Consider the following 17494-nt stretch of genomic DNA (forward strand, 5'->3'; position numbering starts at 1 on the left):
TTTGAGGAGTGAAACGGATGCAAGCAAGATTATTATTAGAAGATGGAACTTTATTTAAAGGATTATCATTCGGTGCTGAAACTCAAACGATTGGTGAGGTCGTATTTAGTACAGGAATGACTGGATATCAGGAGCTTATTACTGATCCGTCTTACTGTGGACAAATTGTTACAATGACTTACCCATTAATTGGTAACTACGGTATTACTCGTGATGATTTCGAAGGGATTCGCCCCTTTATTCACGGCTTAGCAGTTCGTCGTTATGAACCAATTCCAAGTAACTGGCGTGCACAATATTCTTTAGGTGATCTTTTGAAAGAATATGAAATTCCTGGTATCTCTGATATCGATACTCGTATGTTGACTCGTAAAATTCGTCAATTGGGATCGATGAAGGGTGTTATTACAACGGGTAATGAGCATGTTGAAGAACTTCTAGAACGCTTGAAAGCAACACCATCAATCCAAGATCAGGTAGCGCGTACTTCCACAGAATATGTGTACACAAATCCAGGTAATAAAGAGCGTATTGTGTTAATTGACTGTGGTTCTAAAAGTGGAATTATTCGCGAATTGTCCAAACGTAATTGCGATATCGTAGTTGTTCCTCACGACACAACGGCTGATGAAATCCGTCGCCTTGCACCAGATGGCATTCAATTGTCGAATGGTCCTGGGGATCCGAAAGATAATCTTCATATTGCGGAAACAATTAAACAACTACTTGGTGAATTCCCGATGTTCGGAATTTGTCTTGGTCATCAACTGTTTGCTCTTGCATGCGGTGCAGATACAGAAAAATTGAAATTTGGTCACCGTGGTGGTAATCATCCAGTGAAAGAATTAGCAACAAATCGTTGCTATATTACATCGCAAAACCATGGTTATACAGTAACGGATGAATCAATCAAAGCTACTGATCTAATCGTGACACATATCAACAACAACGATAAAACAATTGAAGGCTTGAAACATAAAACGTTCCCAGCATTCTCAGTACAGTATCACCCAGAGGCGGCTCCAGGTCCAGAGGATTCCGGTTACCTATTTGATCAATTTATTGAAATGATTCGCAACCATAAGCAAGAAAATCCGAAAAAACCTCGTCAAGCTATATTGTCGGAAATGTTGAGAGGAGAATTACAAAATGCCTAAAAATAATAAACTTAAAAAAATCCTTGTAATTGGCTCTGGTCCTATCGTTATCGGACAAGCGGCGGAATTTGACTATGCGGGTACTCAAGCATGTCAAGCATTAAAAGAAGAGGGTTATGAAGTTATTCTAATCAACAGTAACCCTGCAACAATTATGACTGATACAAATATGGCTGATAAAGTTTACATCGAACCAATTACGCTTGACTTTGTATCTCAAATTATTCGTCAAGAACGTCCAGATGGTTTGCTGCCAACACTTGGCGGACAAACGGGACTAAATATGGCAGTTGAACTGGCTCGTGCTGGCGTGCTTGAGCAAGAAAATGTTCAATTGCTTGGAACTCAGCTTTCAGCCATTGAAAAAGCAGAAGATCGTGACTTGTTCCGTGATTTAATGCGTGAGCTTGACCAACCGGTTCCAGATAGTGATATTGTAACGACAGTTGAGGCTGCAGTTACTTTTGCTAACTCCATTGGCTATCCAATTATCGTTCGTCCTGCTTACACTTTAGGTGGTACAGGCGGCGGAATTTGTGATGATGAAGAAGAACTTCGTGAAATTGTAGCTTCAGGTATTCGTTACTCTCCAATCAACCAATGTCTAATTGAGAAATCAATTGCTGGTATGAAGGAAGTAGAATACGAGGTTATGCGTGATGCTAACGATAACTGTATTGTTGTCTGCAATATGGAAAACTTCGATCCAGTTGGTGTTCATACTGGTGACTCTATCGTAGTTGCACCGTCTCAAACATTGTCTGATCGCGAATATCAAATGCTTCGTTCAGCATCATTGAAAATCATTCGCGCTTTGAATATCGAAGGTGGCTGTAACGTACAGTTCGCTCTTGATCCGTTCAGTTATCAATATTATGTCATTGAGGTTAACCCGCGTGTATCTCGTTCATCAGCGCTTGCTTCTAAAGCAACGGGATATCCCATTGCAAAAATGGCTGCGAAAATTGCGATCGGTTATACTCTTGATGAACTCGTTAACCCAGTTACTGGTCAAACTTATGCAATGTTCGAGCCTGCTCTTGACTATATCGTATCAAAAATTCCTCGTTGGCCATTTGATAAATTCGTTGATGCGAACCGCAAACTTGGTACGCAAATGAAAGCAACTGGCGAAGTAATGGCGATTGGTCGTACATTCGAAGAATCTATTCATAAAGCAGTACGTTCATTGGAAATCGGTGCGCACCGTATTCATTTGAAAGAATCAGTTGATCTTTCTGAAGATGTATTACGTACTCGCCTTAATAAGCCTGATGATGAGCGTATGTTCCTAGTTGCTGAAGCATTCCGTCGTGGTTATGCACTGCAAGAAATTCAAGATCTAACTAGTATCGACTGGTGGTTCCTTGATAAAATCGAAGGTATCGTGAAATTTGAAGATATCATTCGTACATCAGCTGAACTTACAGAAGAGTTATTATATGAAGCGAAACGTAAAGGTTTCTCTGACCGCTCAATTGCTGAAATTCGTCAAGAAGGATTCCCAAATGCTGCTTACACGAATGAAGATGATATTCGTGCATATCGTAAGTCGCAAGGTATGATTCCAGTTTATAAAATGGTTGACACTTGTGCTGCAGAATTTGAAGCAGTTACACCATATTACTACTCCACATACGAAGTAGAAAATGAAGTAACGGATACAACGAAAGAAAAAATCCTTGTACTAGGTTCTGGACCAATTCGTATCGGTCAAGGTATTGAGTTCGATTACTCAACTGTTCATGCTGTATGGGCTATTCAAAATGCAGGCTACGAAGCAGTTATTATTAATAACAACCCTGAAACAGTATCGACTGACTTCAGTACATCTGATCGTCTATACTTTGAGCCATTATTCTTCGAGGATGTAATGAACGTTATCGAGCAAGAGCAACCAATTGGCGTAATCGTTCAGTTCGGTGGTCAAACAGCGATTAACCTTGCTGCACCACTTTCTAAAGCTGGCGTGAAAATTCTTGGTTCAAGCCTTGAAAGTATTGATGAAGCGGAAGATCGTAAGAAATTCGAAGCTTTACTTCGTAGCTTAGATATCGCTCAACCAGATGGTAAAACAGTTACAACTGTTGATGAAGCAGTAGCTACAGCTGCAGTGATTGGTTACCCGGTTCTTGTAAGACCATCGTATGTACTTGGTGGACGCGCTATGGAAATCGTCTATACTGATGAGGAACTACTTAGCTATATGAAGGTAGCAGTAAAAATCAACCCAGAACATCCAGTGTTGATCGACCGTTATATGCTTGGTAAAGAAGCTGAAGTTGATGCAATCTGTGATGGTGAAACGGTACTTATTCCAGGTATTATGGAGCATGTGGAGCGCGCAGGAGTTCACTCTGGTGACTCGATTGCTGTATATCCGCCGCAATCATTATCTGACGATATTAAGCAACAAATTGTAGACATTACCATTAAAATTTCAAAAGCACTTAAAGTTATTGGACTTGTTAACATCCAGTTTGTTATTCACGAAGAGAAAGTATATGTAATCGAGGTTAACCCACGTTCTTCTCGTACAGTACCATTCTTAAGTAAAGTAACAAATCTGCCGATGGCGAATCTGGCAACTCGTGCAATCTTGAATGAAAGACTTGCTGATCTTGGTTATGTAGATGGTTTATGGCCTGAAGATGATCATGTATCAGTTAAAGTTCCAGTATTCTCATTCGCGAAACTTCGCCGTGTTGACCCTACATTAACGCCTGAGATGAAATCTACAGGTGAAGTAATGGGGCGCGACGTACAATTTGCAAAAGCATTGTACAAAGGACTTATTGGTGCAGGTATGAAAATTCCTAACTCTGGTACAATTCTTGTAACAGTAGCGGATAAAGATAAGCAAGAAACAGTTGAATTAATGCGTGGTTTTGCAAATGTAGGCTACAAATTAATGGCAACTGGTGGTACTGCAGATGCGCTAGAAGCAGCAGGGTTATATGTAGAGCGAGTTAATAAATTAAGTGAAGGTGCTCCAAATATTCTTGACCATATCCGTGAAGGACATGCTCAATTCGTAGTAAATACACTTACGAAGGGCAAAACTCCAGAACGTGACGGCTTCCGTATTCGTCGTGAAGCAGTTGAGAATGGGGTAGTAATTTTGACATCACTTGATACAGTAAGAGCATTACTTACAATGATGCAAACTATTAACTTCACTTCTAGCGCTATGCCAGTATTGCAACAGAAGTAAACCACAAATTTTAGATGATGCTTTTGAAGTAACTATTTGTTACCAGGAAGCATCATCAAGTAGATAACCATAAATTATTATGCTTACGAAGTAACTTTTTGTTACTAAGAAGTATTTTCATGAAGTAAACAAAAAGTTTTAGGACATGCTTACGAAGTAACTTTTTGTTACCAAGAAGTATTTTCATGGAGTAAACAAAAAGTTTTAGGATTATGCTTTCGATGCAATTTTTCGTTGCTCGAAAAATTTTAGGAGGGCAAGGTATGTCACTTACAAAAGCAGAGGCGGCTTCGAAAATTATGGTTGCTCTTGATTATTCAAGTGCAACTGCTGCGGAGCAGTTAATTCAGCAATTGAAAGGAATTCCTTGCTATATGAAAGTGGGCATGCAGCTATACTACGCTGCAGGCCCCACTTTTGTAGAAGGGCTTAAAAATCGCGGCTTCCGTGTATTTTTAGACTTGAAAATGCATGATATTCCTAACACTGTCAAAGGTGGAGCAGCGAGTATTACAGCGCTAGGTGTTGATATGTTCAACGTTCATGCTGCAGGTGGTCGTGCTATGATGGAGGCTGCGCTTGAAGGAGTACATCAGGCCAGTTCTAATAAGCAACGCCCAGCGGTAATCGCAGTTACACAGTTAACTAGTACGAGTCAGCAAGTTATGAATGGTGAGATCGGAATTACTGGTACGGTTGAAGCTGCAGTGCTTTCTTACGCGAAGTTAACGCAATTAGCAGGGCTGGATGGCGTTGTTGCATCACCATCGGAAGTTATTGCGATTAAAAATGCTTGTGGACAAGCATTCCAAACGATTACACCTGGTATTCGTCCATTAGGAGCAGCACTGAATGATCAATCTCGCATTATGACGCCTAGTGAAGCATTACGTCAAGGGACTGACTACATGGTTATCGGTCGTCCGATAACAGCTGCAACTGATCCGCGGTTAGCAATTGAATCTATTATTGAGGAGTTAATCTCATATGAGTAAAGTATCATTGGAACAGCTTGCAAAAGATATTGCTGCATCATTATTAGAAATAAAAGCAGTAGCGCTTCGTCCGAATGAACCATTCACATGGACGTCTGGCATAAAATCGCCTATTTATTGCGATAATCGTCTTACGATGACTTATCCGGAAATTCGTGAAAAAGTAGCAGATGGTTTTGTGACATTAATTAATGAAATGTACCCTGACGCTGAAGTGATTGCTGGTACTTCAACAGCAGGTATTCCGCATGCTGCATGGGTCGCACAAAAAATGAACTTACCAATGGCTTATATTCGTGATAAAGCTAAAGGACATGGTAAGCAAAATCAAATCGAAGGTCGCGTACTACCGGGCCAAAAAGTTGTCGTTATCGAAGATTTGATTTCTACTGGTGGTAGCTCATTGAAAGCAGCACTTGCTGTTCGTGAAGCTGGAGCAGTGCCACTTGCAGTATTGGCTATCTTTACGTATCAGTTCCAATCGGCTATTGATGCGTTTGCGGAAGCAGGGATTCCATTGCAAACCATTTCCAATTATTCTGCATTAATTGAACAAGCTGTTGCCACTGGAGAAATTGCTCAAGATGATGTAGCAGCACTTCAATCATGGAGAGCTAATCCTCAAGCTTACAACAATTAAACGACAGCAATGATGTTTGAACATAAAGGCAGTATATAGTAGACATTATCGTTTCAGCAGTAATGAAATGATAATGTCTATTTTAGTTGATTACATCACAGCAATGAATGTTATAATGATATTTCGACGTTATTAGAAAATTTTCAGAAAATATTTTAAAAGTTGTAACCTTTTCCAACTATTAAACGTCTCTAATATAGAATAAGTGTGAGGGGTGTCATGAGATTATATGAATGAACAGTTACATATTCAAGAAAATGATGTCGAGCCTAGTCACACTCCACTATTACAAGTGCGAGAGATGGAACGGATCTTTCAAGTGGGTGGCAAAGATCTTCATGTGTTAAAGGGACTTAATATGACAGTTGAACGTCAACAGCTTGTCATGTTAAAAGGAAGATCAGGCTCAGGTAAAACGACTTTATTGAACAGTCTTGGCGGATTAGATACGCCAAGCAAAGGGAGTATTGATTTCAATGGTAAACCGTTCGATACGCTAAGTGATAAGGCAAGGACATTAATACGACGCAATGAAATGGGCTTTATTTTTCAAGCGTTTGCCTTAATGCCGTTATTATCTGCTTATGAAAATGTCGAACTTTCTTTGCGGATGGCGAATCGTCCCAAAAAAGAATGGAAAGAGCGCGTTGAAGAATGCTTAACACTTGTTGGACTTGAAAAACGTATGCATCATCGCCCGTATGAATTATCTGGTGGTGAACAACAACGTGTTGCTATAGCAAAATCTATTGCACATCGTCCAATTCTATTACTTGCAGATGAGCCTACTGCTGAATTGGATACTGCGATGTCCGCACAAGTAATGGCGTTATTTCAAAGCATTATTAAGTATGAACAAATTTCGATATGTATGACGACACATGATCCTACAATTTTGGAGGTTGCAGACCATGTTTATGAAATGGTGGATGGCAAATTTATCTCGTAAAGCAAGTATATCAATGGTTATTCTAGCACTATTATTAAGTGGTTGTAGTCTATTACCGAATGAAAAAGAAGAGGAAGTTATACCTAATATTATTCCTCCGAAAATCTCGCAAAAGCCAGAGCATACAGTTGCTACGAAAACATTAGAAACAACGGTAACAGTTATTGGTAAAATTATTTCATTAGAAGAAGAAACGATGTATTTCACTAAAGGTGATCTTAATGTAAAAGATGTGCACGTGAAGACAGGTGATACAGTTACTGCTGGACAAGTCATTGCAGAGCTTGATGTAAGTGAACTGCAAAAAACTTTACGTCTAGATAAACTCGCTTTTCAACGCGATGAACTAGCCATGAAGGAATTACTACGTTCAAGAGATGAGATGGATCAAGCTCAATACGAATCTGAACGTATCGCTTTTGAAGAAAAGAGACAGAAGCTAGCTGATGCGGAAGTAGAAATTGCAAAAGGTGTCATTACAGCACCATTCTCAGGCACGATCGTATCGCTAACTGCAAAAAAAGGCGATCTTATTAAAGCTTATGCTCCGATTGCCATTGTAGCCAATACAACAATGCTTGTTCCAGGCGCGAAATTAACAAAAACAGAGCAAGAAAAAGTTGCTATTGGTATGGAAGCTACGGTTTCTATTAGTAACGGTGGTTCCATTAAAGGAAAAGTGAAACAACTTCCTACTAAATCTACTGATTCTAATAATGGTGGAAACGGATCAGGCGGTGCAGCAGGTGAAATTGATCGTATCGAGGATTATATGATTGTACAGATTGATAAATTACCTGAGGGAGCGGCTCGCGGTCTAACTGCTTCTATTAACGTCATCACTAGTCGTACAGAAAATGCGATTGTCATCCCACCATCTACACTAAGAAGCATAGGTAACCGTACTTATGTTCAAGTAGTTGATGAAAAAGGGCAAAAAAGTGAAGTAGATGTAGAAGTCGGACAGCAGACTGCTACTGAAGTCGAAATTTTACAAGGCTTAAAGCCTGGTCAGAAAGTAGTAGGGAGATAAGATATGGGTGTACCCTTCTTTCGCTTTATTTTCCGTAAAATGTGGAATACTCGTTGGCTAACATTAAGTACTTTGTTAGGACTTATTGTTGCTGTCGCATTTGCCACAAGTATTCCAATGTATGCAGATGGAGCTTTGAAACGCGTCATTGCACAACAATTGAAGGTAGATAGTGAAAGTAAGCCTGCAGGATCTTTAATGATGAAATATCAAGGCGTACCTGCAAATGGCAATAATATGGATGGATTGCTCTCTGTAGAGCAATATATTAAGGATGATATTCCCAAAACGATAGGTTTCCCGTTTGATACCTTCGTGCAACAATATGGAATACGTCCTAGTAATGTGACCCCAGTCTTTCCTGATAAAGTAGATCCGAGTCGCACACGTTCCTTAAATATTCAATCGATGAGTGGTTTACAGGAACATAATGAACTTGTACAAGGACAATGGTTCAGTGACAAGCTTACCGATAAAGGCGTACTGGAAGCGGTTATGATTGAAGAAGGCATGTATCGTAATGATGTGCATGTTGGCGATCTATACTATTATCGTGCTGATAATAGTAAACAAATCGTTGTGCAAATTGTTGGTATTGTATCGCCAACAGACATTTCTGATGCGTACTGGGCTCAAGGGGTAGAATCGCAATTTGGAACACTGTTTGTTAATGAAACGTTGTTTCAAGAAGAACTACTGAAAAAACAAAATAATTTCTTGCAGTCTGCATCTTGGTATTATTCATTTGATCTTTCACAAATTAAAAGTAGTCAAATTAATGAACTGGCTTCTACTTTAAATCGTCTAGATATTGAGTTGTACCAACGACTTAAAGATACGAAAGTAGAGCAATCATTCGCCGAAACATTGAAAGCTTTCCGGGCGCAAAGTAATGAATTACAAACGATGCTATTTACTTTAGCTGCGCCAATGCTAGCAATGGTTATTTATTTCATTATGATGAATGCGAGACAATCGCTAGATAAACAACGCAGTGATATTGCTGTCCTTCGCAGTAGAGGTGCAGGAACAAGACAAATTGTAGGCATGTATGTCGTCGAAAGTATAATGCTTGGTTTGATCGCTCTTGTTATCGGTCCTTTGATTGGTTGGTTTATGTCCAAAAGTATTGGATCAGCAGATGGATTTTTATCCTTTGTCAATCGTAAGTCGATTACGATTGGATTCTCTGTAGAAACGATTATTGCCGGAATTATAGCTGTTGTTGTCGCTTTATTAGCAACAATTATTCCAGCGGTACAGTACGCAAGAGCCTCCATCGTTAGTTACAAACAAGATTTGGCTCGATCTGACAAAAAGCCATTTTGGCAAAAATGGTATTTGGATATTATATTAGTGCTCGTTACAATCTATGGTTGGTATTTGTTCAATGAACGTCAATTACTTACTGTTAATTCAGGCGTATCAAGTGATCAAATGCAAATTCAACCGTTTTTATTCTTTGTACCTGCAATAGCAATTTTTGCGCTTGGATTGCTATGTCTGCGGATTTTCCCGTGGATAATATCACTATGCAATTGGCTAGGTAAAAGGTATTTACCTGTATCATCTTACTTGACGTTAACACAATTATCTCGTTCTTCTAAAGGCTACTATCCATTGATGACATTGCTTATTTTAACGATCGGTTTAGGTGTGTATAATGCTTCGGCTGCTCGTACGATAGACTTGAACTCAACGGAGCGAACGCTGTATAAAAATGGTGCTGATGTTATTGTTCATACGAATTGGGGCGGAATTCCTGAAAAGATTCCTACGAAGAAACCTGATGATGGCAATAACAATGGCGGGAATAATGGTGGTAATAACGGCGGAAACGGTGGAGGCAATGGCGGCGGTGGCGGCAACGGAGGAAATGGTGGAGGTAATGGGAATAATAACCAACCTCAGAAGTTACTCTATACAGAACCACCGTTCGAAGTATTCCGAACTAGTCCTGGCGTAGAAGCCGCTACAAGAGTACTTCAGTCCAAAAATAATATTATTGTATCAGGTAAGACGGTTGGGAAAGGTACAATTATGGGAATTGATAATAAAGATTTCTATGATGTAGCTTGGTTCGGAGACGATTTGTATGATTATGATCCGGCGTATTACTTGTCATACCTTGGATTGGCTGAGCATGGTGCTCTAATACCAGAAAACATTGCTGAAAAATATCAATTGAAGTTAGGCGATCTCATTTCAGTAAGTTTCACAGATGGAACATTAGATTTTACAGTGCAAGGCATCGTTCCATTCTGGCCTAATTTATATCCAGATAGTGAACCGTTCTTAATTGCTAACTTGGACTATATATATGATCAATTACCGCTAATTCCTTATGAAGTATGGGTGAAGATGGAACCGGATGCGCTTGTTGCTCCACTACTTGAAAATCTAGCTGCTAATAAATTAGATGTAGTTACATGGAAAGATGTACGTAATGATCTACTTATTCAATCGAAATTACCGACAAGAGGTGGCGTATTTGGGATTTTAAGTCTTGGATTCCTCGTTACGATTGCGGTTACTCTAGCAGGTTATCTACTATACTGGTTCTTCAATTTGTCGGGTAGGGTCGTTCAATTTGGTGTGTTACGTGCGATGGGGCTATCGAAGTCACAGTTAACTAGCATGTTGCTGATTGAGCAAATATTGACGGCGGGACTTGCAATTGGACTCGGATTTGGTATTGGTAAAGTTGTCAGCTACATCTTCTTACCATTTTTACAATCGGCGGACAACGCCTCGGAAATGGTTCCACCATTCCGTGTTATCTTCCAAGCTAGCGATACGAATCAATTGATGCTAGTCGTGCTTGTGATGATGTCAATTGGTGCTGGGTTCTTACTCCTTCATATCAAAAAGCTTAAAGTACATCAAGCTGTGAAAATGGGAGAGGAGCGATAATTCATGATCTATTGTGAAGGATTAGTAAAAATATATAAAACTGACGATTTGGAAGTTGTCGCTCTACAAGGCTTGAACCTAACCGTTGAGAAGGGTGAATTGATGGCTATTATCGGTAATAGTGGTAGTGGTAAATCAACGCTCTTAAATACGCTAGGTGGCTTAGATCGTCCTTCTGCAGGGCAAGTTAAAGTGGGTCCTTGGGATCTGTTGAAAATGACTGAGGAAGAGCGTGTAAGCTATAAGCGGGATACGGTAGGTTTTATTTGGCAAAACAATGCTCGAAACCTATTGCCGTATTTGACAGCTCTTGAAAACGTTGAAATGCCAATGATGCTTTCTGGAAAGTTGGATCGTACGTATGCGACGCAGCTTCTAGAATGGGTTGGTTTGAAGCACCGGATGCATAATAAATTGCATCAGCTCTCAGGCGGTGAGCAGCAGCGTGTGGCGATTGCGATATCGTTATCTAATCGTCCAGAGCTGCTACTAGCAGATGAGCCTACAGGATCGGTTGACACTGCGACATCTGATATGATTATGAATATTTTTCGTAGGCTGAATAAGGAGATCGGTGTCACGATCGTTATCGTTACCCATGATATGACCTTAGCCAGTCAAGTTGACCGCGTTGTTGCGATTAGAGACGGCTTAACGAGTACGGAATTTGTGAAGCATAACCCAGAGATCGGCTCGCATGGTGAAGGCTTTGTATCGTTATCAGCGCATACCTCACAAAATGAGCATGTTGCTTATGTGGTTGTTGATAAAGTTGGTCGTCTTCAAGTTCCAAAAGAATATTTGAAGGCAATGGATATTAAAGATAAAGTATTAATGGAGTTTGATGGTGAGAAGATTACGATTAGATCACCGCAGATTCAGCTAAAGGAAGAATAAAGAGTAATCCCCTTATCGTCGACGATGTGTAGAAAGTTCGATACTTGGAACTTAACATTGTTAGCGATAAGGGGATTTTTTCTTATTTTGTTACATTAATTTATTAATTGGAATGATTTTGTGTGAAATGGGTAATCTATCGTTATCTTTGGCTAATGCTTTCGAAGTAACTTTTCGTTACTAGGAAGTCTATCAAGGAGTTACGAAAAGTTTTGGGAGGTAACAATAGATGTGGATATATTGGATTAGATTATATGAATCAAAGTTTCAAGCAAGTTGTGTTGTACAGAGAATGGAAAGTGATTATTGGATGTATGGTCTTGATTGTCCTCAGGAAATAGAAATATTCAAATCGTTAAAGGGAAGATATGGAGTGAAATATTTATTGAATAATTCAAGGGGATTAATATAGTACATAGGTATAAAGCAGTGTAAACCTATTAATACTGGTAATTTTTATGAATAAAAGTTGTGAAAATAAAAAATAAATAAAAATATTAAAAAATGCTTGACGTAATATGTTTGAATGTTGTATATTAATACATGTCGCCGTTGCGATAACGTTTGAAATAGCAATGACGCGGGGTGGAGCAGTTGGCAGCTCGTCGGGCTCATAACCCGAAGGTCACAGGTTCAAGTCCTGTCCCCGCAACCAACCTTTGGACATAATGAGTTATCATTATATTATTAAGGGCCCTTAGTTCAGCTGGTTAGAGCAGTCGGCTCATAACCGATTTGTCGGGGGTTCGAGTCCCTCAGGGCCCACCATTAGCTACATACCCTTGCCGGGGTGGCGGAACTGGCAGACGCACAGGACTTAAAATCCTGCGGTAGGTGACTACCGTACCGGTTCGATTCCGGTTCTCGGCACCATTATTTCCTAGGTTGACTGATTGTTCAATTGAATATTGTATACATAGTACTACGCCGGGGTGGCGGAACTGGCAGACGCACAGGACTTAAAATCCTGCGGTAGGTGACTACCGTACCGGTTCGATTCCGGTTCTCGGCACCATTTGATTTATTAGATTCACTCTATTATGTAGCAAATTCATTGAATAATCCAACCCCCTTCAAGCTAAGCTTGAAGGGGGTTTTTTGTTGTTTCGATGTTTTAGATTCAAGGGCATGGATTAGAAATGAATTATTCCTTGTAGAGTGGCATTCAATAGAGGTAAATGAATTTTTCAAGAATCCTTACATTGTTGTAAATAATGGTACACAATTTTTAGAAGTAGAAATGACTAAGTCTTTTGCATTAGAGTTTATTATTAATAACGATCCAGGAACAATGGTTATTGAAAATGCTGACACAATTGTGAAAAGATATGAGTTGAAAGATCTTACTGATCAATTTACAGCAACAACAAAATATAAAATTACTCCTGGAGGATTGTTATCTTCTCATGAAGTAACAGTAGTTATTGGCAATGATATTGATAATACGAAAGCTCAATTGATTAGTGCTATTGCAGCAGCAGAGACGCTAACGGATCGCTCAACGGCGTTTGAGTCAGCGATTGCAAATGCAGAAGCTGCTAATACATATATTACTAAGTTAGCGACAATGCAAACTACTTTGACAGCTTTGCAAGCTGCAATTCATGAGCATAACAATCCTACAGCACCTGAGCCTTAACAAAAGCGGCGATCGAACGCGCTGTATCATTAAAACTTGTAAATGGTTATAGTGATGGTTCATTCAAGCCGAATCAAGAAGTTAATTGTGCTGAGTTCACAGCTATTCTAGTTCGCGCAATGAAACTTGAAGCTGCAAAAGGTGAAGTGAAATATAATGATGCAGATAAAATTCAAGGATGGGCTAAAGAGTATATTCAGCAAGCGGTAGAGGCGGGTATACTAACAGGCTATAACGATAACACATTCCGTCCAACTGGTGACATTACACGTACAGAAGCGGCAGTAATGATTGTTAAAGCATTGGGTCTAGAGCTTGTATCAGAGGATGAGTTAACTTTCGCCGATGCTTCTAACATTCCTGCTTATGCAAGAGCTTATGTTGCTACAGCAGTTAAGTATGGTTTGGTGGTAGGATACAGCAATAATACATTTGGTCCTGATAAAGTAGCTACTCGTGCGGATGCTATTACGTTAGCACTTCGTGTGCTTGATTACTAGGTAAGCCATAAATAATGGAGTTGAGCGTATTTTAAGTGATGCACTCAAACAAAAAAACTTGACGTCATGTTGGCGTCAAGTTTTTTGTATGCAGAATTTAATACTATCTAGGAATGATGGCGACGATTTTTTTTCGCAATTACAAGTAATCTTTGGCCAGGTCTAAGGCGCACAACTAAAGTCTTTTTGTGTTTCATCAAGAACACCACCTTATATCAAGATAAACTAATGTATGTAAGTTTATTTAATTTGCCCTAGACAGATATAGTGATTTGAAATTAAATGTGCTTTATAGATTACTTGCTTTGAAATGTTTTATGTCCAATAATAAAATGAAAATATCCGTCGGCAAAGCTACGCTGTTCGTTAATTCAGCAGAAACAGCCGCCACGGAGAAAAAAGAACAGCAAGGCACGCTAGCGAAATTTAAAAATAAATCTTATTAAAGCTGAAAAGGTCAACATAGGCATGAGCAAAGCACAAGTTGAACTATCATGGGGACATCCTTCCGATACTTCTAAGTTAACTTCAAACAATATTTCAGTTGAAGTATGGAGGTACGGAACACAGTATGTCAGCTTTACGAACGGAATTGTAAAATCTATCTACACATTGTAATGGTATAGCGTGCTCATATGACAAAACAGCGTTCTGCGCCGATTAAACTAACTGAATGGTTTACTGCTTTTCTGACACCTATCGTAACCAAGGATATATTGAAACCCGTCCAATGAGTGCCACGTAATGGGATACAGGATGTAACCAATCAAACTATTACTAATTTCTGCAAGAAACTTAATATCCTGTGCTTCAAACAAGCCCTAAGTGGTATAATATGAATTGAAAGGTGGTGTTGTCCATGAGTGTGAACCGTGAAGAATTAAAACGCTTGATTGACAAAATCACAGATCAAGATGCAGCAGAAGTACATGATTTTATTGGAAATCTAAAAATGAAGCGTGAAAAGGATACATTGAAAAATCTTGGAGAAGCGACTAAGACAAGTATGGATTTTTGGGATAATACTGTAGATGACGAGGTTTGGAACGATGTATAAGCAAGGTGACATATTATTGATACCATTTCCATACAGTGATCTAACTGCTACGAAGCAGCGTCCAGTATTAGTTCTATCCAATACAAGTTATAATCTTGTTAATCAAGATATTGTCGTAGCGGCGATTACATCTAACTTAGCAAGTCATGATTACTTTATTCGTATCACAACGGATGATTTAGATGTTGGTCAACTGAAAGTGGAATCGGGCATTCGTGCAGACAAAATATATACGTTGTCTAGTCGAATTGTTAATAAGAAGTTTGGTCATTTGACATCTGATCGTTTGTTAGAGGTTAAGGAGCAAATTGATAGGTTAATCTCAGAATAGATTTATTATTGAATATTATCTTGCAAGATATTAAGTAACACATACTAATACACACCCAACGTTACCCAAAAAACCTGTCCGTATTTGTAGCCATACTGTAGCCGAAAGCTATAAAACTAACAGCTACAGTATAACAACACAAAAACCCGAGGAGCGTTGCTACACGGACTTCCCGGGATCATATAAAACGTGTGGGTACAACGCAGGAAATGAGGGAGAAGAGTTCAACTCCCCCTAGGGTAAGTGAGAACCTTGATTGCAAAAAGTGCTTTAAATAACACCAAAAAAGTATTGAATCAATCTCATGTTATCAGTAACATGAAATAATAGTGGGGACGAAATCGATTAGTATTGAATATAAGGTAACCAAAGAGAACAAACTAACCGTGATTCCCGCATACGGGCATATGAACCGTCCCTATATGTCACCTGGGTATTATTGTTTTGAAGCTCCGTGCGCCTGTGGGATGTTATCCATGTCAAGGAGATTCATTTGACAGAAGTATTCTAAGAAGTTTTTAGCTTCTTTGATTTTTTCTTCATCTGTTCTTAATGCTATGATATCTTTTAAGATTTGAGCAGTCCAAACGTTATCGAAGTAACGGTATTTACCAGAATTCCATGTCAAGCGTTCAGGAAAGTTTTTGTTGATATAATAATTCCAGAAAAGCATATTTTCTGCTTCTTGATCTGTGAGCTTAATTCTAAATTCCGTATGGGCCGGGACCATTCCATCATTGCTAAGATCGCCGAAAAACGTTTCGTTTACCATATAGAGGCCGAAAATACGTCTTTCTGTTTCTGATTGATCGGATCCTCTTGCAGTCAGAAGACATGCACTGTTCGGAAGCAAACGAGCTACTCTGTTTGGTTGGCCTTTATTTTTTCCATTTTGAACCTTGCCAGTAGACGCTCGCCAGTCGGTAAATACATTTTGTTGCTCTTCCTCGTCCAGCCAGAAAACAATTTGTGAGCTCTCATGAATTTTAAGGTTTTTTATTTTTTCTCTACGCTGCTGTTCAAGCGCCTGCTGCGCCTCTACTTCTTCACGTTCTCTTTCAAGTGCTTCTTTTTTTATTTCCTCTTTTGCAATAATTTTCTGCAAAGATTTTGCGGTATTTCGGTCATTTAGTTTGATAAACTTCCCAAAGGCATCAGGGTAAACGAATTTTTTAGTATAATTATTAAAATCAATAGTGATGACAGACTCATCATGATCAACGATATTTCCAATACCAAAGACTGTATGAGTTATTTTTTCATTGATTAAGTTCATTAACCCCACTCTCCTCGTATAAATATTTAGGTATTAAATTAACACCTATTATTTTCTGACTAGCTTGCTTTCGATTGACGAAATAGAATGAGAAAATGGTTTTTTACATCAAAAAACCGCACTCAAATTCTGTCGAAAAGAAGTTGCGTACGATTATCGTGTATTGTCTAAATATTCTTATAATTATATATTACCATATATCCAAACATATTTCAAATAATGAATTGACAATGGTATATTTTTATCGTATAATTTAATATTTTTTTGTGAAACTATCATCTTTGTCGGCTATCGGCACTCAACACATGTGGAGTTCGTGATATTGATGGTAAGGAAATTGTAATCCCGATAAACCCATGATATTGCTAATACAATCGTGCAAAAAAATGAGGAACTTAAAAATTAGTAATATTACTCTATTTATACGAACAAAGGTGAATGTGGGTGTGAGGGTTGTTTTTTTAGAAGAGATTTATTGTGAAAAAAACGAATAAGAGAAGAGTTAGTAAAAAGACCATTTTCCTTAATTGAGTAATGGTCTTGAAGCATAATATTATGACCTAAAATCTATTCTTGACCAAAAGCACCAAAAAGAGAGCTTCACAAACTCATCCCAATACGCCCAAAACAAAAAGCCCCCTTACACCGTAAGGGGGCTGAACGTTTATATTCTGGTAGGACGGGCGGGGATCGAACCCGCGACTTCTACCCTGTCAAGGTAGCACTCTCCCGCTGAGTTACCGTCCTATGCAATACAAAATATAATAGCATAGGCTAACGATATTTTCAAGCTATAATTTAGTAATTTTAGAAGATAAACATTTTAGTTTTCTTTAATTCATAAAAACCTCTAATTATTGTTGCAACATTATGAGTAAATATGACGTTTATAG

At 38.8% G+C, this 17494-nt stretch carries 14 protein-coding genes, 5 tRNA genes and 1 pseudogene; 18 read left to right on the top strand and 2 right to left on the bottom strand.

The window, feature by feature from the left end:
* The first annotated feature begins 17 nt into the window (after positions 1-17).
* The 18 genes and pseudogenes from carA (at position 18) to AC1TPB_RS06300 (ending at position 15325) form a co-directional block, all read left to right on the top strand.
* A complete protein-coding gene (gene carA, locus AC1TPB_RS06215) occupies positions 18-1157 on the top strand; it encodes a glutamine-hydrolyzing carbamoyl-phosphate synthase small subunit (protein ID WP_482075706.1) in 1140 nt (379 codons plus the stop codon).
* The gene (gene carB, locus AC1TPB_RS06220) at positions 1150-4371 is read left to right on the top strand and encodes a carbamoyl-phosphate synthase large subunit (protein ID WP_482075707.1); all 3222 of its coding nucleotides are present in this window, start codon (positions 1150-1152) and stop codon (positions 4369-4371) included. Before carA ends, carB begins: the two co-directional genes overlap by 8 nt.
* Positions 4372-4634: 263 nt before the next feature.
* The gene (gene pyrF / locus AC1TPB_RS06225) at positions 4635-5366 is read left to right on the top strand and encodes an orotidine-5'-phosphate decarboxylase (protein WP_482075708.1); all 732 of its coding nucleotides are present in this window, start codon (positions 4635-4637) and stop codon (positions 5364-5366) included.
* Positions 5359-6006 (top strand): orotate phosphoribosyltransferase, encoded by a 648-nt coding sequence (gene pyrE, locus AC1TPB_RS06230; RefSeq protein ID WP_482075709.1) that lies wholly within the window; start codon positions 5359-5361, stop codon positions 6004-6006. Before pyrF ends, pyrE begins: the two co-directional genes overlap by 8 nt.
* Positions 6007-6235: 229 nt before the next feature.
* Positions 6236-6955: an ABC transporter ATP-binding protein gene (locus tag AC1TPB_RS06235; RefSeq protein ID WP_482061233.1), complete on the top strand. Its 720-nt coding sequence runs from the start codon at positions 6236-6238 to the stop codon at positions 6953-6955.
* Positions 6918-7988 carry an efflux RND transporter periplasmic adaptor subunit gene (locus AC1TPB_RS06240; protein ID WP_482075710.1) on the top strand — a complete coding sequence of 357 codons (1071 nt, stop codon included), beginning with the start codon at positions 6918-6920 and terminating at the stop codon, positions 7986-7988. Before AC1TPB_RS06235 ends, AC1TPB_RS06240 begins: the two co-directional genes overlap by 38 nt.
* A 3-nt stretch (positions 7989-7991) precedes the next feature.
* Positions 7992-10901, top strand: coding sequence for an ABC transporter permease (locus tag AC1TPB_RS06245; RefSeq protein WP_482075711.1), 2910 nt, complete (start codon positions 7992-7994; stop codon positions 10899-10901).
* A gap of 3 nt (positions 10902-10904) precedes the next feature.
* Entirely contained in the window at positions 10905-11798 is an 894-nt protein-coding gene (locus tag AC1TPB_RS06250) for an ABC transporter ATP-binding protein (RefSeq protein ID WP_482061230.1), read from the top strand.
* A gap of 229 nt (positions 11799-12027) precedes the next feature.
* Entirely contained in the window at positions 12028-12210 is a 183-nt protein-coding gene (locus AC1TPB_RS06255; protein ID WP_482075712.1) for a hypothetical protein, read from the top strand.
* Between the two features lie 167 nt (positions 12211-12377).
* Positions 12378-12453 (top strand) — tRNA-Met (locus AC1TPB_RS06260).
* A gap of 36 nt (positions 12454-12489) precedes the next feature.
* Positions 12490-12566: transfer RNA gene (locus AC1TPB_RS06265), tRNA-Ile, on the top strand.
* A gap of 16 nt (positions 12567-12582) precedes the next feature.
* Positions 12583-12671, top strand: a tRNA-Leu gene (locus AC1TPB_RS06270).
* Between the two features lie 53 nt (positions 12672-12724).
* Positions 12725-12813 (top strand) — tRNA-Leu (locus tag AC1TPB_RS06275).
* Positions 12775-13437 (top strand): hypothetical protein, encoded by a 663-nt coding sequence (locus AC1TPB_RS06280; protein ID WP_482075713.1) that lies wholly within the window; start codon positions 12775-12777, stop codon positions 13435-13437. Before AC1TPB_RS06275 ends, AC1TPB_RS06280 begins: the two co-directional genes overlap by 39 nt.
* 11 nt (positions 13438-13448) lie before the next feature.
* Positions 13449-13523: pseudogene (locus AC1TPB_RS06285) on the top strand (S-layer homology domain-containing protein); the annotation flags it as partial.
* Positions 13524-13556: 33 nt separating this feature from the next.
* Positions 13557-13937 carry an S-layer homology domain-containing protein gene (locus AC1TPB_RS06290; protein WP_482075714.1) on the top strand — a complete coding sequence of 127 codons (381 nt, stop codon included), beginning with the start codon at positions 13557-13559 and terminating at the stop codon, positions 13935-13937.
* 859 nt (positions 13938-14796) lie between these two features.
* On the top strand, positions 14797-14994 hold the full coding sequence (locus AC1TPB_RS06295; RefSeq protein WP_482075715.1) for a DUF2281 domain-containing protein: 198 nt from the start codon (positions 14797-14799) through the stop codon (positions 14992-14994).
* Complete coding sequence (locus AC1TPB_RS06300; protein ID WP_482075716.1) at positions 14987-15325, top strand: type II toxin-antitoxin system PemK/MazF family toxin; 339 nt, start codon at positions 14987-14989, stop codon at positions 15323-15325. Before AC1TPB_RS06295 ends, AC1TPB_RS06300 begins: the two co-directional genes overlap by 8 nt.
* Before the next feature lie 436 nt (positions 15326-15761).
* On the opposite strand, the gene AC1TPB_RS06305 is transcribed toward AC1TPB_RS06300, so the two are convergent.
* Both AC1TPB_RS06305 and AC1TPB_RS06310 read right to left on the bottom strand, forming a co-directional pair.
* A complete protein-coding gene (locus AC1TPB_RS06305) occupies positions 15762-16601 on the bottom strand; it encodes a malate synthase (protein ID WP_482075717.1) in 840 nt (279 codons plus the stop codon).
* A 672-nt stretch (positions 16602-17273) separates the two neighbouring features.
* Positions 17274-17348: transfer RNA gene (locus tag AC1TPB_RS06310), tRNA-Val, on the bottom strand.
* Between the last annotated feature and the right edge of the window lie 146 nt (positions 17349-17494).

The sequence above is a fragment of the Paenibacillus sp. Y951 genome (genome assembly GCF_056786395.1).